The sequence below is a fragment of the Bacillus sp. BML-BC051 genome (genome assembly GCF_019656175.1).
Taxonomy (GTDB): Bacteria; Bacillota; Bacilli; order Bacillales; family Bacillaceae_G; genus Bacillus_A; species Bacillus_A mobilis.
In genome coordinates, this window is sequence record NZ_BPLI01000004.1 from 66693 (window position 1) to 90605 (window position 23913).

28 protein-coding genes and 1 pseudogene are annotated in these 23913 nt (G+C 33.2%); 9 read left to right on the forward strand and 20 right to left on the reverse strand.

Going from position 1 to position 23913, the window contains the following annotated elements; translation table 11 throughout:
* Positions 1 to 63 precede the first annotated feature (63 nt).
* From K5S59_RS01470 to K5S59_RS01480, 3 genes are read left to right on the forward strand one after another with little or no spacing between them, the layout of a single operon-like run.
* The gene (locus K5S59_RS01470; RefSeq protein WP_000182241.1) at positions 64 to 336 is read left to right on the forward strand and encodes a (2Fe-2S)-binding protein; all 273 of its coding nucleotides are present in this window, start codon (positions 64 to 66) and stop codon (positions 334 to 336) included.
* Complete coding sequence (locus K5S59_RS01475) at positions 333 to 665, forward strand: (2Fe-2S)-binding protein (protein WP_001080018.1); 333 nt, start codon at positions 333 to 335, stop codon at positions 663 to 665. The genes K5S59_RS01470 and K5S59_RS01475 overlap by 4 nt, the downstream gene beginning before the upstream one ends.
* Positions 662 to 1897, forward strand: coding sequence for an NAD(P)/FAD-dependent oxidoreductase (locus K5S59_RS01480; RefSeq protein ID WP_001279972.1), 1236 nt, complete (start codon positions 662 to 664; stop codon positions 1895 to 1897). Before K5S59_RS01475 ends, K5S59_RS01480 begins: the two co-directional genes overlap by 4 nt.
* Positions 1898 to 1921: 24 nt before the next feature.
* Here K5S59_RS01480 and K5S59_RS01485 read toward each other — a convergent pair whose 3' ends face one another.
* Complete coding sequence (locus tag K5S59_RS01485; RefSeq protein ID WP_120450324.1) at positions 1922 to 2230, reverse strand: YxcD family protein; 309 nt, start codon at positions 2228 to 2230, stop codon at positions 1922 to 1924.
* Positions 2218 to 2667 (reverse strand): hypothetical protein, encoded by a 450-nt coding sequence (locus K5S59_RS01490; protein WP_000914486.1) that lies wholly within the window; start codon positions 2665 to 2667, stop codon positions 2218 to 2220. The genes K5S59_RS01485 and K5S59_RS01490 overlap by 13 nt, the downstream gene beginning before the upstream one ends.
* Before the next feature lie 258 nt (positions 2668 to 2925).
* Here K5S59_RS01490 and K5S59_RS01495 point away from each other — a divergent pair, with 258 nt between their 5' ends.
* Positions 2926 to 3690, forward strand: a complete 765-nt coding sequence (locus tag K5S59_RS01495; protein WP_000447235.1) for a DUF1836 domain-containing protein — start codon at positions 2926 to 2928, stop codon at positions 3688 to 3690.
* Between the two features lie 193 nt (positions 3691 to 3883).
* On the opposite strand, the gene K5S59_RS01500 is transcribed toward K5S59_RS01495, so the two are convergent.
* The gene (locus K5S59_RS01500) at positions 3884 to 5284 is read right to left on the reverse strand and encodes an HD domain-containing protein (RefSeq protein ID WP_120450326.1); all 1401 of its coding nucleotides are present in this window, start codon (positions 5282 to 5284) and stop codon (positions 3884 to 3886) included.
* Positions 5285 to 5777: 493 nt separating this feature from the next.
* Here K5S59_RS01500 and uptA point away from each other — a divergent pair, with 493 nt between their 5' ends.
* Entirely contained in the window at positions 5778 to 6383 is a 606-nt protein-coding gene (gene uptA / locus K5S59_RS01505; protein WP_098259434.1) for an undecaprenyl phosphate transporter UptA, read from the forward strand.
* A 168-nt stretch (positions 6384 to 6551) separates the two neighbouring features.
* Entirely contained in the window at positions 6552 to 6776 is a 225-nt protein-coding gene (locus K5S59_RS01510) for a hypothetical protein (protein ID WP_098259433.1), read from the forward strand.
* A 38-nt stretch (positions 6777 to 6814) separates the two neighbouring features.
* Here the strand turns inward: K5S59_RS01510 and dltD are convergent, their stop codons facing one another.
* From dltD to K5S59_RS01565, 11 genes and pseudogenes are all read right to left on the reverse strand, one after another.
* Positions 6815 to 7996: a D-alanyl-lipoteichoic acid biosynthesis protein DltD gene (dltD, locus tag K5S59_RS01515; protein WP_120450328.1), complete on the reverse strand. Its 1182-nt coding sequence runs from the start codon at positions 7994 to 7996 to the stop codon at positions 6815 to 6817.
* 583 nt (positions 7997 to 8579) lie between these two features.
* On the reverse strand, positions 8580 to 8960 hold the full coding sequence (locus K5S59_RS01520) for an ammonia permease (RefSeq protein ID WP_120450330.1): 381 nt from the start codon (positions 8958 to 8960) through the stop codon (positions 8580 to 8582).
* Positions 8961 to 8997: 37 nt separating this feature from the next.
* Positions 8998 to 9462, reverse strand: a complete 465-nt coding sequence (locus K5S59_RS01525; RefSeq protein ID WP_120450332.1) for a helix-turn-helix transcriptional regulator — start codon at positions 9460 to 9462, stop codon at positions 8998 to 9000.
* A gap of 66 nt (positions 9463 to 9528) precedes the next feature.
* Positions 9529 to 9814: pseudogene (locus K5S59_RS01530) on the reverse strand (GNAT family N-acetyltransferase).
* Between the two features lie 144 nt (positions 9815 to 9958).
* Complete coding sequence (locus tag K5S59_RS01535; protein ID WP_120450333.1) at positions 9959 to 11581, reverse strand: peptide ABC transporter substrate-binding protein; 1623 nt, start codon at positions 11579 to 11581, stop codon at positions 9959 to 9961.
* 20 nt (positions 11582 to 11601) lie between these two features.
* On the reverse strand, positions 11602 to 12603 hold the full coding sequence (locus tag K5S59_RS01540) for a C40 family peptidase (RefSeq protein ID WP_000755411.1): 1002 nt from the start codon (positions 12601 to 12603) through the stop codon (positions 11602 to 11604).
* A gap of 39 nt (positions 12604 to 12642) precedes the next feature.
* Positions 12643 to 13704: a dipeptide epimerase gene (locus K5S59_RS01545; RefSeq protein ID WP_120450335.1), complete on the reverse strand. Its 1062-nt coding sequence runs from the start codon at positions 13702 to 13704 to the stop codon at positions 12643 to 12645.
* A gap of 154 nt (positions 13705 to 13858) precedes the next feature.
* Entirely contained in the window at positions 13859 to 14185 is a 327-nt protein-coding gene (locus tag K5S59_RS01550; protein WP_000271329.1) for a DUF3870 domain-containing protein, read from the reverse strand.
* 259 nt (positions 14186 to 14444) lie between these two features.
* The gene (locus tag K5S59_RS01555) at positions 14445 to 14801 is read right to left on the reverse strand and encodes an FtsB family cell division protein (protein ID WP_001228723.1); all 357 of its coding nucleotides are present in this window, start codon (positions 14799 to 14801) and stop codon (positions 14445 to 14447) included.
* A 397-nt stretch (positions 14802 to 15198) separates the two neighbouring features.
* Positions 15199 to 15795 carry a DJ-1/PfpI family protein gene (locus K5S59_RS01560; RefSeq protein WP_098258556.1) on the reverse strand — a complete coding sequence of 199 codons (597 nt, stop codon included), beginning with the start codon at positions 15793 to 15795 and terminating at the stop codon, positions 15199 to 15201.
* Positions 15792 to 16283 carry an ankyrin repeat domain-containing protein gene (locus K5S59_RS01565; RefSeq protein ID WP_000511778.1) on the reverse strand — a complete coding sequence of 164 codons (492 nt, stop codon included), beginning with the start codon at positions 16281 to 16283 and terminating at the stop codon, positions 15792 to 15794. Before K5S59_RS01565 ends, K5S59_RS01560 begins: the two co-directional genes overlap by 4 nt.
* A 182-nt stretch (positions 16284 to 16465) precedes the next feature.
* Between K5S59_RS01565 and K5S59_RS01570 the strand changes: the two genes are divergently transcribed.
* Positions 16466 to 16897, forward strand: a complete 432-nt coding sequence (locus tag K5S59_RS01570; RefSeq protein WP_000921703.1) for a cytidine deaminase — start codon at positions 16466 to 16468, stop codon at positions 16895 to 16897.
* Between the two features lie 260 nt (positions 16898 to 17157).
* Here K5S59_RS01570 and K5S59_RS01575 read toward each other — a convergent pair whose 3' ends face one another.
* The 3 genes from K5S59_RS01575 to K5S59_RS01585 form a co-directional block, all read right to left on the reverse strand.
* On the reverse strand, positions 17158 to 17388 hold the full coding sequence (locus K5S59_RS01575) for a hypothetical protein (RefSeq protein WP_000789031.1): 231 nt from the start codon (positions 17386 to 17388) through the stop codon (positions 17158 to 17160).
* Positions 17389 to 17583: 195 nt separating this feature from the next.
* Positions 17584 to 17847: a hypothetical protein gene (locus tag K5S59_RS01580; RefSeq protein ID WP_088082008.1), complete on the reverse strand. Its 264-nt coding sequence runs from the start codon at positions 17845 to 17847 to the stop codon at positions 17584 to 17586.
* A gap of 204 nt (positions 17848 to 18051) precedes the next feature.
* Entirely contained in the window at positions 18052 to 18816 is a 765-nt protein-coding gene (locus K5S59_RS01585; protein WP_120450336.1) for a class I SAM-dependent methyltransferase, read from the reverse strand.
* A 194-nt stretch (positions 18817 to 19010) separates the two neighbouring features.
* Between K5S59_RS01585 and K5S59_RS01590 the strand changes: the two genes are divergently transcribed.
* Positions 19011 to 19295: a hypothetical protein gene (locus K5S59_RS01590; protein WP_120450338.1), complete on the forward strand. Its 285-nt coding sequence runs from the start codon at positions 19011 to 19013 to the stop codon at positions 19293 to 19295.
* A gap of 58 nt (positions 19296 to 19353) precedes the next feature.
* Here K5S59_RS01590 and K5S59_RS01595 read toward each other — a convergent pair whose 3' ends face one another.
* The 3 genes from K5S59_RS01595 to K5S59_RS01605 form a co-directional block, all read right to left on the reverse strand.
* Positions 19354 to 21150 carry a Xaa-Pro dipeptidyl-peptidase gene (locus K5S59_RS01595; protein WP_120450340.1) on the reverse strand — a complete coding sequence of 599 codons (1797 nt, stop codon included), beginning with the start codon at positions 21148 to 21150 and terminating at the stop codon, positions 19354 to 19356.
* A gap of 202 nt (positions 21151 to 21352) precedes the next feature.
* Positions 21353 to 22729 carry a sensor histidine kinase gene (locus tag K5S59_RS01600; RefSeq protein ID WP_120450342.1) on the reverse strand — a complete coding sequence of 459 codons (1377 nt, stop codon included), beginning with the start codon at positions 22727 to 22729 and terminating at the stop codon, positions 21353 to 21355.
* Positions 22722 to 23369 (reverse strand): response regulator transcription factor, encoded by a 648-nt coding sequence (locus tag K5S59_RS01605; protein WP_120450344.1) that lies wholly within the window; start codon positions 23367 to 23369, stop codon positions 22722 to 22724. The genes K5S59_RS01600 and K5S59_RS01605 overlap by 8 nt, the downstream gene beginning before the upstream one ends.
* Positions 23370 to 23489: 120 nt before the next feature.
* Here K5S59_RS01605 and K5S59_RS01610 point away from each other — a divergent pair, with 120 nt between their 5' ends.
* Positions 23490 to 23906: a hypothetical protein gene (locus K5S59_RS01610; protein ID WP_000591785.1), complete on the forward strand. Its 417-nt coding sequence runs from the start codon at positions 23490 to 23492 to the stop codon at positions 23904 to 23906.
* The last annotated feature ends 7 nt before the right edge of the window (positions 23907 to 23913 follow it).

The following is a 23913-nucleotide window of genomic DNA, read 5'->3' on the forward strand; positions in this document are numbered from 1 at the left end:
CCTTTATATTGGCATAGTTTTTGCATAATAATTTGTGCAAACCGAACTAGAGGAGGAATTCATATGACGAATAAAGATCACTTAATTGTTTGTCGATGTGAAGAAGTTACATACGGTCAACTTCAATCGACAATTGCTGAATATAAATGCTCGGCAAGAGAATTAAAACTAAGAACACGTGCTGGCATGGGATTTTGCGGTGGCCGCACATGTAGAATGATGATAGATCGAATGATTGAAAGTGCAAATCCTGGCGTAACTACTAATGAAATCCCATTAAAATATCAACCACCTGTGCGCGCAGTTACCTTTGGAGCGGTAGGTGAAAATCAATGAATAGAATTACACATCACCCTATTTTAGGGAGTTTAAATAGTAGTAAAAGCATCACTTTCCAATTTAACGGGCAACAATATGAAGCATATGAACATGAAACGATTGCGGCCGCTTTACTCGCAAACGGAATAAGAAATTTAAGAGTGCATGAAGATAGTGGGACGCCGCGAGGTATTTACTGTAATATTGGACATTGTTCTGAATGCCGCGTCACAGTAAACAATCAAACGAACGTACGAGCATGTTTAACCGTTGTAGAAGAAAATATGGTAGTTGATAGCGGCAAACAGCATCCAAATATCGTTAGAGAGATGGTGAAAAAACGATGAGCGATATCATTATTATCGGAGCTGGACCAGCAGGTTTATCAGCCTCTATCTCTTGCGCTCGATTTGGGTTGAATGTAATTGTTATTGATGAATTCATAAAGCCTGGCGGAAGATTGCTCGGTCAATTACATCAAGAACCTACTGGAGAATGGTGGAACGGGATAGAAGAATCAAAACGTCTTCACGAAGAAGCACAATCACTTTCAGTTGATATTCGATGTGGCATTTCCGTCTATAATTTAGATAAAGATGAAAGTTCTTGGTTCGTACATACGAATATCGGTACGTTAGAAGCACCTTTCGTTTTACTTGCTACTGGAGCCGCTGAGTACTCTATCCCCCTTCCTGGTTGGACACTTCCAGGTGTCATGTCAATCGGAGCAGCCCAAGTAATGACAAATGTACATCGCGTTCAAGTTGGGCGAAAAGGAGTAATTATTGGTGCTAACATTTTGTCATTCGCTATTTTAAATGAATTACAATTAGCGGGTATTAAAGTGGAACATATCGTACTTCCTGAAAAAAGTGAATTAAGTCAACAGGCTGGTGAACCAGAAGAAGTTTTAAACTCTCTATTACATGCTGCACACCTTGCCCCGTCACCTTTATTACGTATAGGTAGTCGATTGATGAAATATAATTGGGCGAAACAAGCTGGATTAAACTTCTATCCAAATAACGGTATGAAAATAAATGGCACACCTCTTCACCTCCGAAAAGCAGCTCTTGAAATTATCGGTACAGATCAAGTTGAAGGTGTACGTGTTGCTAATATTGATACAAAAGGAAACATCATAACTGGATCGGAACAAATATATGAGGCAGACTTCGTTTGTATTGCTGGTGGCTTATACCCTCTTGCTGAGTTAGCTGCTGTAGCTGGCTGTCCTTTCCGTTACATTCCGGAATTAGGCGGACATGTTCCACTGCATTCCGAAACAATGGAAACCCCTCTTCCCGGTTTATTTGTAGCCGGCAATATAACTGGCATTGAAAGCGGGAAAATTGCAATGGCACAAGGAACTGTTGCTGGATATTCAATTGTACAACAAGCAAATACAAAATCTCATTCGGTTGAAAAACACTTGCAACAAGCGATCCAACATGTACATGCCGTACGACAACAAGCTGCCATTCAATTTAACCCGATGATTGATGAAGGTAGACGGAAAATGAATGAAATTTGGCGTGATTATTCCCTAGCATATGCACATACTAAAAAGAGCTGCTGAGATTACTCTCAACAGCTCTTTTTTCTACTCATCTGAATTATTAAACTTTGCTATTGCGTAAATGCCTTCTTCATCGTCTAATTCAAGTTGTAATCTTGCTACAAATGAATTGACATTATATTCTCTGTCAAGCAATAAGCGTAGTGCTTCGATTAAATTCGCTTGAATTAAAATTTGTTTGCGGCCATTTACCTCTACTTCAGCAGAGAAACCATAGTCATCGTCATACATTAGTTCAACTAAAACTTCTTCTGGACCAACTTGTCTTTTTTCAGCGATATATACACAAAGCGCATTGATAAGTTCTTGTTCAGAAATTTTTATTGTTTCCATGCCACTTCATCTTCCTTTTTCTTACGTTGATCTTTGAAGTATTTAAATGCACGAACTGCTAACATTACGATACCAGCCATTACTAACATATTTACCATAAACGCTAATACAGAACCAAGAGCTCCCATATTTGCAAATAAGCTACCCATTAGTAAACCACCAAGACCACCTAGTAATAAACCTTTCATAAAGCTTCCTTTATTACTTTTTGGTGCTGTGTTTGTTGCTTTTGTTTTTGAATCTGTTGTTGTTTTTTGTGAATTCACGTTACTATCTTTTTTGTTCAAATCAACTTTTGACTTTTGACCAGAACTTGGTGTGTATGATTTTTTACCAGATTTGTAACTCTTCGCTGCTGCGTGATCTACAAACATGAAGCTACTAGCTCCAAAGATAACCATGAATGCTGTCATGACTGCTACAAGTTTTTTCAACATATTATATCCATTCTCCTTTTATATAGATATATGTGAAATCTACCTTTCTAGTAAATTCAGAATGATAGATTTGTTTTTAAAAACATTTTAAAGGTTCTTATGAACTTATTATATGAACTTTTGTCGAAATATGCAAGTATTATTTACTTCCGACAGTTTGGTGACAAAGGAAAAATTAAGCAAAACAGAATTGACTTTAAATGAAACAAAACATATTATAAGTTCATAAGAACTTTTTATTATTTTGGAGGTGAAAAGATGGAAACATTTCATCTCACACGAAACGAAATGGCTACCCTTCTTCTATCACTAAGAGGATGGAATACGAAAAAGCCTCTCGGTATTTTACAAGAAGCTTGGGCAAAGTCACATAAAAAAGATATTGAAAGCGGCCAAAGCGTAACTGCTTTTATTACTACCGCACTTTCACCTATTTTTGAAAAACTAATTAAGATTGAAGATACGGACGTTGGTTTTTCATTAAATGAAATAGTTGCGCTTGGAAATCAGATTGAAAATACAAGTTTCTCAGTCACGGCCATGCAAAACTGGGTAAAACGAGATATTAAAGAAATGATCGGCTCCCCTCAAAAAGGGAAAAAATATTCAATTGAACAAGCAGCCTTACTATTCATTGTCGAAGATTTAAAAACAGCACTTGATTTTGAATCCATTCGTAAGCTATTACGCCTTATCGTAAATGACCCAGCCGATCGAAGTGATGACTTAATCAATCCTGTTCATTTATATGGAGCATACTCTTCTCTATTTGAAGAACTCAATCAAGGGAACTGCTTACAACTAAATGCAACAGATACAATCCATACAATTGAAAACATCGTAAAAGAAAGAGCTGATAAAATTGCAAGCAAGTTCGATCAGGTTAACAACGAACAACGTGAAGCAATTCGTAACGCTATTATTATCGCCACATTATCTGTGCATACCGCTTATGTACAAATGTTAGCAAAACGTTACGTAACAGCAACTTTATTTTTACAGAACTTAGATGTGAAACCGTAAAAAAATAGAAGCAGAAATGCTTCTATTTTTTTATAATGAAAACAAGCATCCACCTGTTCTAAATATATAACAGATGGATACTTGTTTTTCTATGTATTAATTATGAAAAAACATAATCGCCTATTATTAATTCAAAAATGCTCATCTCATTCTCTTAAATTTCGAACAAATTTTCTCGATAAATTTTATTCATTCATCTTTGTAACTCTTTACAAATTTCGATTTGAGCTTTTGAGCTATTAGCAAAACTTAACCAACTCTGACTCACATTATTAATGTTTTCAGTTACCAAAAGTTCAACGATATCTAGATGTGAAACATTCGTTGTTATCGGTTTATTTATACCATTAACTTTAACACCTGACATATATTTAGCAATCTCAGGGTTTAATGCGAAAGCAAAATCAATTACAGTAGAACCTTGCGGTAAGTTCACGGAATCTAACTTAGGAGTAAATGCTACAATGTTATCTTGGAATAGTTCATATGATACTAAATCATAAAATTCAATCGCATCTTGAGTTACTAGATCATTTGTCTTAATAAAATGATCCATCAATTTATGAATTATATTTTGCATATCCTTATCAGTTATACTTTTTGTAAGAATATGAAATACTCCTTTATATCGTATCTCCTGATTTATTTTTGTCTCAATACATATCACTATTTCATGGTTATCGATCACCACTTTGGTCTTTAAGTATTGGTTTAAAACATCACTTTCAATTGCTATGTTATCTTCAAATTGATGAGGGATTGGTTTGTATAGTTGATGTATAATCCCTAATATTTTATAACAGTCTAAATTACTTGTGACCGTGATGATTATTTTTGACACCGCTGTAATGTCTTGAATATCTTGGAGACGAGAATAAGCTGTATAAATAGGGCTTACTTCATAGCCCACTTCAATTATTAAAGTTCGATTCAGAAAATTATTTATATCTATCCTAATGTTTTGAGACAAATCCTCTAATAACTTAACATAATTTTGTAAAAGCATTTTCATTCCCTTATATTTAGAATGATTAAGATAATAAAAACCTAACTCTTCTAACTCATGTTGAATATGAAATAGCCCCAGTCTTTTACAAATCGGAGCGAAAATTTTGAGTGTTTCATTTGCATAAGGAACTTGTTTCTTTACAGCTTTCACCTGTAAAGTTCTCATGTTATGTAGACGATCTATCACTTTTATAATAGCCACTCTTATATCTCCATGTGTAGCTAACAATAATTTCTTTAAATTTATTGCTTCATACTCTTCTTTATTAGGGATTTGTTTTTTATCAATTTTAGTTACCCCTTCTACAATATCAGCCACTTTTTTACCGAATATATCACGTACATACTCAATTGTATAATCTGTATCCTCCACCACATCATGTAGTAATGCTCCAACTAAAGTAATAATATCTGCCTTACAATCTAACAAAATTTCTGTAACTGCAAATGGATGAGTAATATACGGCTCACCGGAAACGCGGAATTGTCCTTCATGAGCTTTCTCAGAAACTAACATAGCTTTATGTAATTTTTCTAATTCTGCTTTATTTAGGTATGAGGCCTTTTCTAATAATGCTTTTTTCATATTTTCACCTTCATCACGTTAATTTTCTATAAAAATTTTATTAACATTATAATTCGTTATTTGAAAGTGAAGTACCTGTCTAGGTGATAAGAGAATATTTATGTTTTTATTCTCCTTGAATTATTTTTATATTTTTGAGCCTATAAGCCAACCTTTGAAATACTTTTGTTTTTATCAACCGAATCATATCTCTATCCCAAATAGAAAATAGTCCATAAATTTGATTCTTATTTTGCATACATTACTCTTCTCATTTTGTAAATTAAAAGCCTATAACATTATGATTTACATATAAGCAATTTTTAATAATTTTTTCATTATCTCTTCATGAAAACTAAGCTCATATCCATTACTATAATACTTAAGAGAGACATAAAAGAATTGAAATAGCAATCCCCTATATAAATAAGGTATAATATACATATAGTGAACCTTTTATATAGTTAAATAAAGGGGCATTTATTCAAAAATCCATAAATTAGAAGGTGCAACAATGGTAAGTAGTTTTATTCACTCAGTTTTAACGTTTTTTGAAGGGTTAGGTTATTGGGGCATTATGCTTGGACTTATGATTGAGATCATTCCAAGTGAAATTGTCCTTGCTTATGCAGGTTACTTAGTATTCAACGGTAGTATCTCATTTATAGGCGCAGTTGTATTTGGTACAATTGGCGGTGTTATTGCCCAAATCTTTATTTATTGGATTGGACGATACGGTGGACGACCTATATTAGAACGATATGGAAAATATATTTTCATCCATAAAAAACAAATAGATGCAGCTGAAGATTGGTTTAATCGTTACGGAACTGGCGTTATTTTTACAGCACGCTTTATTCCAGTAGTACGCCATGCAATTTCAATTCCTGCTGGTATTACAAAAATGCCATTATTGCGTTTCACTACATTAACAGCACTTGCAATCATTCCTTGGTCTATCATTTTCATTTACTTAGGTGAAAAACTAGGTCAAAATTGGGAGAATATTAACGATGTAGCTGGGCCTTATGTGAATTCTTTCGCAATTGGCGGCGTCATACTTATTCTTTTATACTTCATCATTAAAAAATGGACAAAAAAACGTAAAAATCTTGCTTAAGATAATAGAAAAACCGCTAATAATTCATTACGAATGTTAGCGGTTTTTCTATTAAAATTGACTAATCTTTAAACATGACAAGAAAGTCCTTCAGTTTAACATTTACATGGATAAGCAACCTTTCGCTCATCCATTTCGTATATTATCTCAACAAGGAGTGATTTCCCTATGCATTGGCAACAAAAAATACAATACTTAATCGGACGCCCTATCGGCATTTCTTTCATGAACGGGCAAGGTACTTCTGGTGTATTATGTTCAGCACATGATGGTCAATTATATGTATATGAATACCTTTATCAAGCTCAATTCGCAATGAAGCATTATGATTTTAGACAAATTCAAGATATACATCCCTTCCCGAATTGCCCACATCAAAATACTTTATACTAAAAAAGGAACAGCTTATAGCCGTTCCTTTTTCTCCATACTTATTTCTCAGTATAAAAGTTTTGTACTGCTTCATCAAAGTAAATCCAGCCTTTCCAACCTAAATGAATTGTATCTTTTAAGAAATACTTATCATATTCATGGCCAGAGAAATCAACTACTGGGTATCCTGCATTCTCAACTTGTTCCCGAACTTTTTTATAATACACTTCACGACGCTCTTTAGGGAAACCAGCGTAATCATACCATGGTCCGTTTACAGGTACAGAAATAAAGAGTGGCTTGACATTTTTCTCTTTAAAAATATTTAAAACAATTTGTAAGTCATCATATTCAGGTGATTCTTCATACGATTCATTTGCTCTAAAGTTTTTTAAACCTTTTAATTTTTTCTTTAAATTATGTTTATAGTAATACGGATTTTCAATTCCAAATTTGTTTGTAGTAGATTCCGCTTTCCCTTCTTCTTCTGCATGTTTACGTGCATCTACCCAAGAAATCGAACGTAATCCCATATTTGTTTTTTCTTTCATCGGCTCAATCTTAAATAAGGAGTTAAATAAATCTCTATGATCTAAAATATTTCGATGCATATAAGCAAGTGGTTTGACTATACCTGCTTTTATGTTATGGTTCGTATCATTATATACAATACCTTCTAATGAATTTTTTAATATATCATCTTTTTGAACAACTTTATAGTCTAATAATCGTTTCGCAATTTGCTTCTTCATTTCAAGATTTATTTTATCATTAAAAATAAAATGATATGCTTGTTGCTTCGAGAAATTGTTCGTAAAATCCCCCTGTGATACCCCAGTCTTTGTAAACCATTGTGGTGATAAAACAAAGACCACCTTTTTACCTTCTAATCCATCCATAGTAGACGTCATATTTAATATATGAGCTAAACTTTGCGTACCGCCAACCCCCATTAAATATGGCGTAAAACCTGCCGGATTTACTTTAAAGTAATTAGATGGGTGATATGCATCCATTCGTAAAAATTCAGATGAACCATACATCGGCAAATACTGTGAATTCTCTAACATTTTTTGCTGTAAGAAAACACCTTGTAATTTTTCTTTTTGTAAGGAGGTTGCCGCATCTTCTACCTTCTTATCACTAATAAGTGATACTAAACTTTTCGATGGGATGAGTATGATAATGAAAAAAAGCACACACGCTAAAATTATCGGACCAAAAGCATGCTTCATTTTCATCGTCTCTTCCTCTTTCTATCGCCATTAAATTGTAACCCTTGTTTTTGACACGCCATCATTTCTCTCCTTTTTCTCTATACATGTTCCATTCTATTTATCTATTATATACATGTATGTATTTCTTTCCTTGTTCTATTAAGTCTTATATAAATAGCGCAAGAAAATGTTTCCATAGAAACACGTTAATTATACAAGATTCTACATAAATTTCACACTGGAATTTTAGTAATAATTTTATTATTAAGACATGAAAAAACATATAAAATGTCTATAATTCATCAGGAGCTATATTAAATTCAAAATAAGATAAGGTACGTCCACTATAATCAACATCATGATTATATGCAAAACCTCGCTTTCTGTTCTAACTCCCCATATTCAACAAATCTTGTTAATCCTTCGACCATCGGGGCTTGTTATGTAAAGATTTAGCCGCTTTATCTATAAACAGTTTTTTATAAAAAATAAACCACTTAGACAAATGTCCAAGTGGTTGGAAAGAGACGCTATAGCATCTTCTTTTTATTATTATCCTTTTAAATTCAGTATCATATAGTAGTAGATAAGTCGAATTTAGAAAAAACTATCTGATATACATAGAATCAGGTACAGACATTAAATAATAGAAAAAGACTCCAATTATTCCACTAGTAAAAATAATAAATCCCATATTGCGTATGCCTTTGATTTTTGACTGTAAACCTATAAGCCCTGATAGTAGCCCAGTTAAAGAAAATAGGATCCAATATAACTCGGTTGGGATGTCAAGATATTGGCTACCCTCAACGCCTAGCCCCCAAAAAATATAGGGCAGTACCACAAAGGAAACACTGAGTAATCCCATAATACTCACGAGTAATTTATGATATTTGCCCCCTGTTATTATTAAATAAATCCCACCCGCAAATCCGCATAATACGAGATAAGGTGTGTATAGTATCCAAAGAAGACTTAATATGAGCATATGTAACTTCCTCCAATTTATTTTGGGTCATGGTAGTCTATTGATTTTCTGAATCTGCTACTAATTTTTCAAGGTGACTAAGTGCTTCTTCTAAATCAAACGAGTTAAACCAACGATAATCTTGTTTATCTAAAATACGATAATGCTGACTAATTAGATTTTGTTGTAAACGAAAGCTCCCTTTTTCTTGAATCTGTTTCCACCAGACTTTTCCTCCCAGTGTTTTCTGTTTGGTGTTGTTCATGTTTTTATGCGCTAAAGTTGCAATGACTACTAATGGATCATCTCCTAGACTAGACTGTAAAACCTCGCTATCCCTAAACAATGCACAAATTGCTACGGTATTGGTCCACCCTGCATTTGTTCGTCCCTTCTCAATTTGAACGAGCGTTTTTTTTGAAATACCAAGAACTTCAGCCATTTTATCCTGTGTGTATCCTTTCTCCGTACGAATTAACTTTATTTTTGTTGATATGAGTTCGATTGTAAGCTCTTTATTCAATTCCTTCACCTCTGAAAGTAACTTATGTTTTATTTAGTGTAATTTTACACTATACCTGTTTTATTTTCAACTTATTTTCTTTACGTTAGCTTTTGTCACTTTTATGCATTGAAATCCATCCCTATTTACTATTATCACCTTACCAATTATTCTTTTTACACACATAAGCTCTATTGCATATTGAATGGAATTTTTCGCTACTTCTGATGCATATCCATTCCCCCAATATTCCGGATCAAGTAGATACATAATTTCTATTCCATCAGTTTCATCCACTTTTCTACTTACCAATAACTTCTTTCTTTAAAATGTTATAAAATTGATCGACATCTTCTATAATTAGTTTCCTCATGAGTACCTATTACTTTCTTTTAACCTAAACATCATTTCCCTCCAATCTCTGTTTACAGACTAGTAATTTATACCACGAGCAATTTATATAACTTTACATAAGAAAAACAGACTACCACACACATGGAGTCTGTTTTCTCATCCTTTATTTTTGTACATCTGCCCACTTTAAACTTGTTGCTGGTCCAAATTGATGTACATATAAGTCTTTCACATATGGTTTTTGTAAGTAAGATAGTCCGCGCTGGAATACCGGTGCAATAACCGCATCATCAAGTAACATTTTTTCAGCATCTTGCATTGCTTTCCAACGAGCTTTTTCATCATTACCTAATTCTGTTTTAATCTTCTTAATTAAAGCGTCATATTCCGGATTTGCATATTCTGTATTGTTCACACTGCTTCCAGAAAGGAATACTTCTAAGTAAGTCATTGGATCTGGATAATCCGGTAACCAGCGTGATAGTGACATTTCATATTCTTTCTTCTTCTCTAACGCTAGTTTTTGCGTATGCGGTTGTAATTTTACATTTACCTTTAAGCCGGGTAAGTTTTTCTCTAACTCTTCTTTAATGTATTCTCCTACTTTTTTGAAGTTTTCTAAGTCATAGTTTAATAACTCCAGCGTCACTTCATTTGTACCTGTTTCTTGCTTCGCCTTTTCCCAATATTCTTTCGCCTGTTTTACATCCGTCTTATTAAACTCACCTGCCGTACTTCTAAAGTCTTTTTTATCAGGGCCTTTTAAGAACCCTTTAGGTACGTAATAGTTCGCTGCTACCGAACCATCATTTAAAAACGAAGTCGCAAGTCCTTTCTTATCAAACACTGTACTTAGCGCAAGACGTGCATTTTTATTTTTAAGAATCGGTACATTTTCATTGAATCGGAAGAAGTACATAACCGGATCTGTATATTGTTTAAGTTCTTTATTATTTTTATATTTATCTACGAATTCTGTAGAAATGACAGCTCTATCAACTTTATCTGTTTCATATAAATTTACCGCAGTTGAAATTTCTTTTACAATTTGATAGTTTATTTCATCTAGCTTTACTTCTTTTTTATCCCAATACTTATCGTTTTTCTTCATTGTAAAACTCGCTTCATGCTTCCACTCCGATAATGTAAACGGCCCGTTATATACCGCTTTATTTGCTTCTAATCCATATTTATCACCTTGTTCTTTCGCATATTTTTCATTAATTGGATAGAAAGACGGTAAAATAAGTAGTTTCGTAAAATACGGAACAGGATGTTCTAGCTCTACTACGAATGTTTTATCATCCTTCGCTTTCACCCCTAATTCCTCTAACCCTAGTTGCTTCTTATTTATTTTCTCTGCATTTTTCACATCGTATGCAATGTATGCATATTGAGAAGCAGTATCTGGATTAATAAGTTGCTTCCAAGCGTATACGTAATCTTGTGCTGTTACTGGATCTCCGTTAGACCATTTCGCATCACGCAAGTGGAATGTATATGTTTTCCCATCTTCACTCACTTCATATTTTTGTGCTCCGGCTTCAATCACTTCATCATTTTTCGATAAACGGAATAATCCTTCCATTACGTTATTTAACACGTTAAACGATACCGCATCTGTTACTTTCCCTGAATGTAAAGACGGAATTTCACCTGTTTCTAATAACTGTAATACTTTTTTCTCATCTTTCGGCTTTGTCGTTGTTTTTTCTTTTGCGCAGCCAACTAAAAACGAAGAAGCTAATAAAGTACTAACTAATGAGTAACGAACAACTTTTTTCATTTGAAAACCCCCTCTACTTTTTAAGGTAAGTAACGACGAGCACCAGCGTATTCTTCTATATATCCTGGTGTATTTAGTGGTATAATCTCTACTGATCTTTCAGCTCTCGGCGAGTGAATCATATTTCCGTCACCAATATACATCCCCACATGATGAACACTACCTTTTCCTTGATCATGTGCAAAGAAGATTAAATCTCCTTTTTGTAAATGTTCTTTATCAACTGCAACTCCATTTCTCGATTGCGGACCTGAATCCCGCGGAATTGTAATACCATGTGATTTATAAATCGTATGTGTAAATCCAGAGCAATCAAATCCAAAGCCACTTGTACCAGCCCATATATAAGGTAATCCTAAAAACATTTTTCCAGTGTTTATTAAATCATCAGCCGCTGGAGTTGGAATATCATTTTGCGAACGGTAAACTGTGCCATCATTTCTTCGTAGCCAAGCTTTCTGTCCGTTCGGTAACAACACGCGGTATGAAACCGTATCTTCACTAAGTAGTGGCAATCGCGTATTATAGCTCACTTCAAGTGATTTATGTTTTTCAGAAGGATTTATATATAAAATGGCTGTCGGTTTTGTTACTAATACGAAAGGTTCATTTGTTTTATCAGCAAATTCTTGATTATATGTTAACTGTTTTTCGGGCATCCATCCTGGGTAGCCCTCTTCATTTCGAGGTGTCGGCTGACCATGGACTAACACCTTCACCCAGTCTCCTTTTTTATCCACAACTGTTACTTCTTGACCTAATAGCGCTTGCGTTTCTAATTTATTTGCATTTGTTAACCAAAGTTTCTCATCAAGCGTCATTGATTTCGTCCACTTCCACAAATCAACTGGATTTGTAGCACTCGGTGCATCAATTTGCCGTAATGAATCAGGCGTGGTCCAAAGTGTTGCGGCAGATACATCGATAAACGCCTTACTATCTTTCTTCTCTTCAGCATGTGCTGATGTAAACGATGAAAATATAAATAAAGTTGTTAAAAATGCAGTTCCTACTTTTTTCATAAATATCCCCCTTAAAAGATAGTTTATTAGTCTCTTCTCCTAAGATTTACTATTCACTGTCGATTGAAGGTTTACCTTTGACCCTGAATACGTCATTCCTTCCGGTTCTTCCATTAACCAAAGCGGTGCATCTAGATCGAAGTAATGAATATTAGGATGTGCAGCTGCTAAATGGGCTACAGCGCTAACGGAAGTGGAAGATTCCATCATGCTACCGACCATGCATTTTACACCCGCTGTTTCAGCGATATCTGCAATACGCCACGCTTCACGTATGCCACCACATTTCATTAATTTAATATTGATTAAGTCTGCATATCCTCCTTGAACAATTTTCAATGCATCACTTGCTGAAAATATACTTTCATCTGCCATAATAGGCGTTTGTACATGATCTCTGACGTACTTTAACCCATCCCAATCTTTCGCATGAACAGGTTGTTCAATAAATTCGATATTTAAATTACGATTTTCCATCTCTTTAATAATCGTAACCGCTTCTTTTGGATTCCACCCTTGATTTGCATCTAATCGTAACGTCGTATTTTTTGGTACACTATTTCGAATTGCTTCAATACGTTCTAAATCTAAATGAGCAGATTTCCCCACTTTAATTTTTAAAGTTTGAAATCCTTTTTCTACATGTTGCTTCGCCTCTTTTGCCATAACGAAAGGCTCATCTACACTCACCGTAATGTCTGTGTGAATTTCTTTCTTCCCGCCTAATAATGCGTAAAGTGGAACGTTTTGATATTGACAATACACATCATATAAAGCGATATCTACTGCCGCTTTCGCACTTGGATTTCCAATACAACTCATTTGAATGTGCTGTAGTAACTGCTGAAACTGAACGATATCTTTACCAATTAAACAGGAACGCATCGGCCCTAAAATTACTTCTTCAATCCCACTTGCGAAATCACCCGTAATAACTGGTGTTGCAGCAGCAGCACCCTTACCAACAATCCCTTCATCTGTATGAATATATACATCTATACTTTCTATTTCGGTTACAGTACGAAGCGCCGTTTTAAATGGTGTATGAAGATTTACACGTCTACGATTTACTTTTACATCTGTAATTTTCATTTTGTTCATCCTTTCGTTGTCTAACAAAGTGGAACTTTAATCTTTAAAAACAAATTATGTTTTTACGTACAATTCATTTCCTCTTTCACTTACTTTCAATGCAAGAGATTAATGTGAAATAAAAAAATCCAGCCATAAGAAGATTCTTACGGCTGGATTTTGTCTAGGAATGTGTAGACAAAGCAGCAATTTGATTATATTTTTTCTGTGCATCTTTTAACGCTACAAGTAGTGCCTTTTGAGACGAACCGAAATAACGATCTTTTATTTCCATTACTAACGTTGGATCATTAATATTTTTATGTAGAAACAAATATTTAACGAATTGAGATGTTAATGCAATTGTCGCTGAGCAATCTGCATCTACAATTTCCCCAGTTTCCTTAACAAGTACAAATGCTACAAAATAACTTTTGAACTTTTCGGTAATAGGATTATTTTGAGGTGCTTTCGCATCCCCTACGACATAAATTGTATTTGAAGCGTACACAGCTATCTTCCTTTCTAATACGGGATAACGGTTTTCTTAATAGTCGTATGAGTGATAAACTCAACGTTGATTAAAAAATGTATCCGCTTACCTTGTATTATAATACAATTGACAGAATTTTAACAACATTTATTTTCGTATATATTCCATAAGTATAAAAACAGCTCAAACTCTTCATTTTTACAATATGTAATTGTTTCTTGTACCATGCCATTAATACATGAAAGAACAGTTAGCTATCGCTAACTGTTCTATTACACTACTTCGGCAACACAAATATAGTTTCATTTGATTTTGAAAATTGATATTCTTTTCTCGCAAACTTCAAAATTTCTTCCTCATCGTCTGTTAAATTTTCTATGTTAGCCTTTAAAGAGCCTTTATCTTTCTTTAAAGATACTAATTGTTTCTTTTGATTCGTTATTGTATCTTTTTTTTCCACGATTATTTCTTGTTGTTTCGTTAAAATAAATTGAACGTACAAAGTAGCCGCCGCAATAAATATAAACATGAATATAAATCGCCTTAGTTTCTTCTTATTAATTGCTCGATTCTCATTAGACTGTGATAGTTGTTCTTGTATATTAGGAACATTTATTCGCTTGAGTTTCCTCATTATGAAATCCCCCTAACACATATTTTTTCACTACCATCGGCATGATCTCTTACTAACTGTAATTCTATCCTTATAAAATAAGCTCCTTCACAAAAATATCTCACAAATTAACCAATTAAAGATAGCATTCGACGACATTTCCATATTTGCATTGATTTTTTTTATGTATGCTGCCATAAAATAGTAGTTTCTGTTATTCTTTTTCTACTATTGTAGAAGAGTTTTTTTACATACGAAATTTCTCCTTGTTATAACATGCTTACAAGGAGAAAAAATGTATTGTCGTACATTCGATAAAACTGGACTTACTGCTTCAGAATTAGAAGTTGGATTATAGATCAACTCTTACGGCACTTACCTATATACATTCAATATAAAAAAGCCCAAATCGGGCTTTTTAATTTTGTAAATCAATATCATATTCCATGCTTTTGGCCGTTTCCTCAGCAATCTTCACACCTAACAAATTTTTGACAATATGAAATGACATGTTAATACCAGCTGAAATACCTGCCGAAGTAATAATGTGTCTTTCATCTACAAATTTCACATTCTCCATTACTTCTACATTCGGAAAATCTTTTTTGAAAGTTTGAATACTAGCCCAATGCGTTGTTGCTTTTAAACCTTCCAGTAAACCGGCTTTCGCGAGTAATAGCGCACCAGTACAAACTGAAGTCATTAGCTTTACTTCTTTCATTTGCTGACGAACCCAATTAATTATAATTTCATTTTTCACTTCATTTTCCCTAACGCCTTTACCACCTGGAATGATTAAAATATCAACTGGTGGTAAATCTTCAATACTATAATCCGGCTTTACCATTAATCCGTTTCTTGCTGTAATCATTTCTCCATTTTGGCTAACTGTATAAACAGTAAATGGTTTTTCTTCATCCGCTTCAGTTACAGAAAAAACTTCAAATGGCCCTGCAAAATCTAACACTTCTACATCATTAAATAAAAATATGCCTACGCTCCATTTATTTATCATACGTTCGCTTCCTGTTTTAAATAATGTAAAAGGTGATCATATCCTTTTTCTAATGCAATATCATATACTGTTTTTCCATCATTTTTCTTAATCGTCTTACTAGCTCCCTTTTCAAGAAGTAATATAACTATTTCTTCACTTCCTAATAATGCTGCTTCATGTAAACCTGTCCAACCTCCGCTTTGTATAGCGTTTACATCTGATCCTTTTTCAATTAAGAAAGCAACAAGCTCACTTTGTTTATTCGCGATTGCCGCTTGCAAAGGTGTATTTTCATTTTCATTTTTTGCTCTACTATGTATATCTGCTCCGCTTTCTAAAAGAAAACTCGTTAACTCTTTTTGTCCAAAATAAGCTGCTAAATGAAGTAAAGTCCAGCCATCGTCACTAAATTCGTTAACAGCACTTGGATTCTTCTTTATAAAGACCACCACTTCTTCCTTATTACCACTTATAACAGCTTGTACTATTGATTCTAAAATTCCCATAATAATCTCCCATCTTTCAAATATTTAAGCATACTCTTCTATAAATTCTATTGATTATTATATATTCCTGTCAAAACAACAGTTTACATAATAATATTATCTGACTGATTACCATCTTTTATTTTAAATATTAAAATTTTCTGTTAAAATAAAAAAATCTTGTTTAATACGGAGGAGAAATTATGTTAAAAGTAATACCTTTAAATAGCGAGGACTATGATTTAATTACAGCTGCTGAAAAAGTAATTGAAAAAAACTATAAATATGGTCGTCATCATATCGGTTCAGCTGTAAGAACTAAAACAGGTAATATTTATGCAGCAGTGCATGTTGAAGCGAATGTCGGAAGAATAACAGTGTGTGGTGAGGCTATGGTAATTGGAAAATCTATTTCAGAAGGCGATCATGAATTTGATACCATTGTAGCAGTTGCTCACCCACACCCCCATGAAGATATAGAAAAATGTTGGGTTGTTGCTCCGTGTGGTATGTGTCGAGAATTGATAAGTGATTATGGAAAAAATACGAAAGTTATACTTTCTTATAATGGTGAACTTGTAAAATGTAACGTAATGGAATTATTACCTGAAAAGTATACAAGCGAAGTAGAATAATCATTCATACTTTCAACATTTCAAATAATATTATTCCAATAAAAAAACAATCCATTTTTAAAACGGATTGTTTTTTTATTTCTTTTTTATGCAGTTTATTTTATTTTTCTATTTTTACACTAATAGAATTATCATTAACAAAAATGAAATCTAAATATTTAAGCGCGCATCGCAGAGTGTTTTTCATTTGAAAATAAAAATAATATTTCTCCTTACATTTGAAAAAAGTTAGTACGAACTCTCTAAAATCAGCAGTCTTATCATACTAATCTATAACAATTCTGTCTTCTTCCCTTACCTGTTTCCTTTAATACATATGATTTTAAAACTAGCGCCGTTAATGAATCCGTTAATGTTTTATATGATAAATTAGATAATGCTAATAGATCGTTCGTATATAACATTCTATGCTTCTCTAATAATAATAGTACTAATCGTTCAGACGGTTTTAATGCCTCATCACTTTCTAGTATAAAGTCTATATTTTTCATTTCTCCTAATTATTACTCCTTATATAAAAAAATACTTACGCAACTAATTTAATATAAAAATAATACACAACAAAACTTGAGGTATATTAAAATAACACTGTTCCAAAACACTATTATACTATAACATAGAAAAAGCATTTCTCGAAATAGGAAATGCTTTTTCTATGTTACTTATAGGTTTCTTCTCAATTAATCTTAAATATTTCTTGCAATATGCGGCTTACTGTAATGACTTGTACCACCGCCACCTACTACTACTTTACCGCCTTTTTCAAAAATTAATAATTTACTTGAACCATCTGCAAGAAGTACTATTACCTCAGCATTATTACTTGTTGCTACATAAATTACATAACCACTTTTTGATATACATGTTTCCCAATTTGCATCAAATTCAGATCTTACTACACGATTTGAATACACTTGATTTTCAATTCTTCCTTGTTCTATGTTTTCCAATATTATCCCCCCTACTGCTCTAAACTATCATTTATAGAAGAATAACAGTTCTATTTAAAATAGTGACTGCCTTTAATATAAGTAGTATATGTAGTTAGTAGAAGGTTGCTTGGACAATGAAAACGTAATAACATGTAAGTAATATACAAATGAAAATAAGGCAATCGATATTGTATCGATTGCCTTGTTTTCATACATAGTTCTTTATTTTTCGTTTCGCACTGCTTCAAAAGTAAACATTTGATTTGCATTTGACGGTTCTTTTCCATAAACATAGTCAGCAGAGCAAGTAATATTAGAGAAACCTATACTTTCTAACAGAAGTTTAAACTCGTCTATTCCATACCAGCGCACCGCAAAGCGTTGCAGTTCTGATTGTACTAACTGTCCCTTACTCCATTTTTCATATTTTAAATATGATTGAGTAACTTGGTTCAGCCAATCTATTTCAATTGATTTATTTTCTAATGTAATTCCGTCTCCGCTCGGTAAAGAAAAAGTCGATGTATGAATCTCCCCAGTCTTCCAATCATGTGGAAGCATAATATCTACGATTAATCGCCCACCTGGATTAAGATGTTCATAAAAACATTTTAATGCATTTATAGAATCTGTACGATTTTCAATTAAACAAAAAGATCCAGTAGGAATGATAATTGCCTCATATTTATGTGGCAGTGAAAATTGTTGTAAACTTCCTTCATATAAATTAGGATGTAATCCTCTCTCTTTACACCGTATACGGCAAGAATCTAGCATTTCAGGTGAATAATCTATCCCATCTACTGTAAAACCAGCTTCAAGAAGTGGGATGATGACACGCCCTGATCCTACTGCCGCTTCGAGAATTCTTCCCCTACAATTTTTTAAACGTTCTTCGTAATACTCAATATCACCATTTAAAGAATAACCGACAGGCTTTGTGTAATCATAAAGTTCCGTGCAAAGTGTACTATAAAAACTAAACATTTATTTTCTCCCCCGTTTTTTACGTACGGAAGATTTTCATTCAATTAATCTTCCTGTACCTTTATTTTTAATAAAGATTCGAAAGAGCTGACTGTCATAATATATCACTCGCTTTCCATAAAATATAATTATATTGTATAATATTCCATACGAAATTAATACATGAAAATTCAGACTTATACTGAAAGGAGGATATGATGAATTCATTAATTGGGTTTATTTTTCTTCTTATTTCTTTTAATATACTGATTTTCATTATAGCAAAGAGCTATCCACGAATATGGAAAATAGCCAGTGGTATTTTCATTCTTTCTTCCCCCATTGTTTTCTTCGCCGCTTTGCACGTATTTGGTGAAAAAGTAGGAGATGGAGTTGCTGGAGGTTTTGCGGGGCTTACCTTTAGTGTCCTACTGATCATAAATGCCATTTTTTTATTTATTGTAAGCATTTTTGTATCTACCAATAAAAATTCAAATTAAACTCCTATTTCAAAATGTAAAGAGCTTACTATGCAGTAAGCTCTTTATCCATAACTATTTATTTCACAATTGGCAATGTCACTTCACTTAATTTTACCGTAAGATTCGTTCCAGCTTTCGGTCTAATTGTATAATCATAGTCACTAGCGAGTAAAACAACCCCTATTTGATGCCCCGATTTAAATACATAATCATCTGGCTGCATGTCCCATGTAAATGTATAATCTTTACCTGGTTTAAGTGCTGTTGAATCTTTTATACTATTTAAGTTTTGTGGGTCCATCCAACCTCTCGTAACAATTTCAGGCTTTGCTCCGCCATAATCAACAAGTAATGCTGTTAAATTTGATACAGGACGATCAATATTTCCTGTAATTGAAATCTTTGGTGTCCCGCTTATTCTCATATCTTTTTGTAATACTGGCATTGTATACACTAAACGATTGGCCACTTCTAATTCTGGGTTTGCTATTAATTGATTTGATTTCAATTTTGCATCATCTACGAATGAGAAAACTTTATTTGCAGAGCCCATACTTAATGGTAAATTCACTGCTTTGTTACTTAAATACATACGAACTTTTGACGGCACAGCTGATGGATCCGGCCAGTTTTTTAATTTTTCCCAAGTTTTATTTTCACGTTGTACATCAACCATTGGTTCATTCATAATTCCATTTTCAATTCCATACAACCAATAATCGAGCCATTTATTTTGTGTTCTTTGCCAGTCATTCGTTGATGTCCCACCGTGTCCACCTTGATGTAACCACATTTTACGAGGAATATTATTTTCTCCAAGTGCATCCCACCATTGCGCGAACTGCTTCGTCTTAACATTCCAATCATTTAAACCATGAACAACAAATACACTTGCTTTTACATTTTTAGCATCTTTTACATAATTACGCTTATCCCAAAAATCATTATAATTACCAGTTTTCCGGTCCTGTCCAGCTGTTAGCTCTTTTATTACTTGTCCGCAAACTTCAGGATTTTCTCTTGTTAGTACTGCTTCTGCCATATTATCTGTATCTTCTCCTTGGTATCCACCTGGCGCAATGACTGCACCGTTTGCACGATAATAATCATACCAACTACTAATCGCTGCGATTGGAATAATTGTTTTTAAACCTTCAACACCAGTCGTCGCAACAGCATTCGGTAACGTACCATTATAAGATACTCCTGTCATACCTACATTTCCTGTTGACCAATCAGCCTTAACTTCCTCACCATTTTCTGTATATGCTTTCGCACGTCCATTCACCCAATCAATAACAGATTTCGTCCCTAATATTTCTTGTTCGTCTCCAGTAGTCGGACATCCATCTGATTTTCCTGTTCCAATACTTTCACCTAAAATGACTGCATAGCCTCTTGGCACATAATAATTGCCGTATGAACCAAGATTAACAGCTCCATACGGTTTACCTTCATACGCATACAATTCTTCATCTACATTATATACAGGTACATCTTTTAAACCAGCTCGATATGGGCTCATTTCATATATAACGGGCACTTTCACATTAGGATCTGTTTTTGGACGCATAACCTTTACTGATACACGATCCTTTTTTCCATCTCGATCACTATCAACTTCCGTCTCTACAAATAGATTTTCGATAATTGCTTCATCAAGCGAGTAAATCGGCTTTGTCATCCCATTTTCTAATTCGATCTTCGTATTCGATTGTAGTCCTTCTGCAACTTTCCCATTTAACTTCACGTCATTCTCATTTATGTAGTTTGTTTCTTTCTTGTCTGCATACGCAGTCATACTAGAAACTCCTGATGTGACTGATAAAGATACGATTGTCGATAATGTAATTGCTATTTTCTTTTTCCCCATATTCTTTCCTCCCCATATATGTCTCCTTTTTACTATACAACAAAATTACTGAAAATTCAGTTTATAATTTATGCAATTACTTGAAAAATTAGTAGAACACCCTTTAAACGAGCTTTCGAGGTTATCTATTCTGATTTACTACTCTCATATAATCAATAAAAAACATCGCCTAATAATAGACGATGTTTCTAATAGTATTGAATTAGTCATTCTTCATATTAATATAAAATCGTATATCTCCCTCTATTGTATAGACTCCATAATCAAAACCATGTCTTTCTAAAATACTTTTCACAATCGCTAAGCCTAGTCCTGTGCCGGAATGTTCTTTACTACGAGAAGATTCTAAGACATAAAAAGGTTCCCAAATTTTATCGATATCTTTTATATGTTCTACATTCATACCATTTTGGATTTGAAAATATACACTGTCATTTCGTTCTTCTAAAGTAATTTTTATATGTTGATTTGCTGTATATTTTATCGCATTAGATATTAAATTTTGAAACACCATTCTCATTTTATTTATATCTGCATAAATAATTGCATCGCCAACATTATAGTTCACATGCAAATCAATTTCTTTCGATTCCAGTTCAATCTTATGTTTATCTAATATACTTTGGACTAGTGATACGATAGAAAATTGTTCTTTTTGTAAAACATCTCTCTCTAGTTTAGAAAATCGTAATAACTCTTCAATTAAGTTCGAAATGTGATCCGTTTGTTTAATAATAGTATCTATGTATGTACCATCATCTAAACCATCTTTTATTCCCATAGAATATGCTTTTACTAATGCGATTGGAGTTTTTAATTCATGCGTCACATCACCCATAAATCGTTTTAAATGTTCATTTCGATCTGTTAAATCTTCATGTGCCTCATGTAGTTTATCACTCATGACATTAATACTATTAGCTAATTCTCCTATTTCATCATTTGTTTTCACTTTCGCTCGTTCAAATTTCAAATTTGAAATATCTTCTGCCACTTCACTTAACTCTTTCAATGGTCTAGTGATTGTAGTTGAAAGTATCCATACAAGTACGATAATGAGAAAAATCGTAATGCCTAAAATGTACAAATAAAATGAATTTAACGTTTTGATTACTTCATTAGAATGTGCAATCGAAACCCCTACTAAAATCAACATATCTTCTTTCGCAATGTATTTCACAAAAAAGCTAGATTTCATCTTCTCTTGATCATATATTTTATTCGATTGCCCGAAGTGCTTTACTTTCATTATTTCTTCTTTAGTAATCCAAAGTTTATTAAGCGCAACTCTTTTCCTTGAAAGTTGCATTCGTAATTCATCATTAATATGATCTTCTGAGTCTTTTATGGATGTATACGCAATCGTAACATTTCCTTCATTTTCAATGCTAGTAATTGCTTCATCCAGTTGTTTACTCGGTATGGACTGTATTTGTGCTGTAATACCTTCTAAGCTTTCTCGCGTTTTGTAAATATTATATTTCGGTAAAAGATAGTTAATTAATAATAAAGAGATTGTAAAAATAAGAATAACAGTTAAAGAAATGCTGAGAAATAGCTTTTTTCCAAGTTTATTCACTCTGCTCCTCCAAACTATATCCTAGCCCGCGGTGCGTCTTTATGATATTTTCTCCTACTTTTTTACGTAATCTTCTTACATGTGTATCAACAGTTCGCTCTTCACCAAAATAGTCAAATCCCCATACGATATCTAACAATTTTTTACGAGTTAAAATCATGCCTTTATGATTTAAAAAACACTTTATTAATTCTAGCTCTGTTTTTGTAATATCTAACTCTTTGTCATTTTTATAAACTTTATTTTTAGTGAAATCTATTTTCAAATCTTGAACTTGAATGACATCATCATGCTGTATTAGCTTTTTCGCTCGCGTAATGAGTACACCTGGATGAAATGGTTTTTTTACGTATTCATCTGCCCCACTTTGAAACGCTGCTAATTCATCTTCACTTTCACTTTTCGCCGTAAGCATTAATACCTTTACGCTTGAATTCTTTTTTATTTCTTGACAGACAGTAATACCACTATGTTTCGGCATCATCCAATCTAAAATAGCTAAATCAATTTTTTCATCAAAAAATATTTGAAGTGCTTCCTCCCCATCTTTCGCTAATAAAACGTCGAAGCCTTCTTTCTCAAAATAAGCTTTTAAAATCCTTAACATATCTTGTTCATCATCCGCGATTAATACTCTCATACATTATCCTCCATTGCTTTTAAACAAAACCAATTGTATTATACAACTTCTTTGTTACATCAATGTGACAGAAAAATATTTGAACCTTTTAAGGGTATAGTAAAGACGAGGTGTTGTATTATGATTAAAAAAATTGGGGTCATTACTCTTCTTTGTTTCTTATTATCAACAAATGTGTTCGCAAATACAAATCAACAAATTGAAGTATTTGATTGTCAAAAAGAAATGGTCGTTCAAAAACAATCTTTAGATCCAGCTATTCAAAAAGAAGCTGTTCAATATGCTAAATCCATTACTGGCCCGTTCAAAAATTTAAACGTCGTTCCAAAAGATGGTCACATGATAAAAATCCCATTATCTAAACCAATTTCTATTACAAATCAATGGTTACATACAACAATTGATGAAGTACTTATTCTTCTACCACTTAATCAAAAACCTTATATTATGCTTTACGATGATGAAAATAATCCGCACTTTTATTATGTGAAAGGTGATCCGAAGGGGTTATTGAAAGAAATGAATGTTAAATTATAATGTAAGA

Coding starts and splice junctions, on each gene's coding strand:
- K5S59_RS01540 (WP_000755411.1), bottom strand. CDS start 12,603: ATGAAAAAAGTAGGAACTGCATTTTTAACAACTTTATTTATATTTTCA.
- K5S59_RS01480 (WP_001279972.1), top strand. CDS start 662: ATGAGCGATATCATTATTATCGGAGCTGGACCAGCAGGTTTATCAGCC.
- K5S59_RS01565 (WP_000511778.1), bottom strand. CDS start 16,283: ATGGGAATTTTAGAATCAATAGTACAAGCTGTTATAAGTGGTAATAAG.
- K5S59_RS01495 (WP_000447235.1), top strand. CDS start 2,926: ATGGAAACATTTCATCTCACACGAAACGAAATGGCTACCCTTCTTCTA.
- K5S59_RS01485 (WP_120450324.1), bottom strand. CDS start 2,230: ATGGAAACAATAAAAATTTCTGAACAAGAACTTATCAATGCGCTTTGT.
- K5S59_RS01555 (WP_001228723.1), bottom strand. CDS start 14,801: ATGAGGAAACTCAAGCGAATAAATGTTCCTAATATACAAGAACAACTA.
- K5S59_RS01560 (WP_098258556.1), bottom strand. CDS start 15,795: ATGATAAATAAATGGAGCGTAGGCATATTTTTATTTAATGATGTAGAA.
- K5S59_RS01475 (WP_001080018.1), top strand. CDS start 333: ATGAATAGAATTACACATCACCCTATTTTAGGGAGTTTAAATAGTAGT.
- K5S59_RS01500 (WP_120450326.1), bottom strand. CDS start 5,284: ATGAAAAAAGCATTATTAGAAAAGGCCTCATACCTAAATAAAGCAGAA.
- K5S59_RS01595 (WP_120450340.1), bottom strand. CDS start 21,150: ATGGGGAAAAAGAAAATAGCAATTACATTATCGACAATCGTATCTTTA.
- K5S59_RS01605 (WP_120450344.1), bottom strand. CDS start 23,369: ATGAGAGTATTAATCGCGGATGATGAACAAGATATGTTAAGGATTTTA.
- K5S59_RS01490 (WP_000914486.1), bottom strand. CDS start 2,667: ATGTTGAAAAAACTTGTAGCAGTCATGACAGCATTCATGGTTATCTTT.
- K5S59_RS01520 (WP_120450330.1), bottom strand. CDS start 8,960: ATGCTCATATTAAGTCTTCTTTGGATACTATACACACCTTATCTCGTA.
- K5S59_RS01470 (WP_000182241.1), top strand. CDS start 64: ATGACGAATAAAGATCACTTAATTGTTTGTCGATGTGAAGAAGTTACA.
- K5S59_RS01570 (WP_000921703.1), top strand. CDS start 16,466: ATGTTAAAAGTAATACCTTTAAATAGCGAGGACTATGATTTAATTACA.
- uptA (WP_098259434.1), top strand. CDS start 5,778: ATGGTAAGTAGTTTTATTCACTCAGTTTTAACGTTTTTTGAAGGGTTA.
- K5S59_RS01510 (WP_098259433.1), top strand. CDS start 6,552: ATGCATTGGCAACAAAAAATACAATACTTAATCGGACGCCCTATCGGC.
- dltD (WP_120450328.1), bottom strand. CDS start 7,996: ATGAAAATGAAGCATGCTTTTGGTCCGATAATTTTAGCGTGTGTGCTT.
- K5S59_RS01545 (WP_120450335.1), bottom strand. CDS start 13,704: ATGAACAAAATGAAAATTACAGATGTAAAAGTAAATCGTAGACGTGTA.
- K5S59_RS01585 (WP_120450336.1), bottom strand. CDS start 18,816: ATGTTTAGTTTTTATAGTACACTTTGCACGGAACTTTATGATTACACA.
- K5S59_RS01610 (WP_000591785.1), top strand. CDS start 23,490: ATGATTAAAAAAATTGGGGTCATTACTCTTCTTTGTTTCTTATTATCA.
- K5S59_RS01590 (WP_120450338.1), top strand. CDS start 19,011: ATGATGAATTCATTAATTGGGTTTATTTTTCTTCTTATTTCTTTTAAT.
- K5S59_RS01535 (WP_120450333.1), bottom strand. CDS start 11,581: ATGAAAAAAGTTGTTCGTTACTCATTAGTTAGTACTTTATTAGCTTCT.
- K5S59_RS01575 (WP_000789031.1), bottom strand. CDS start 17,388: ATGAAAAATATAGACTTTATACTAGAAAGTGATGAGGCATTAAAACCG.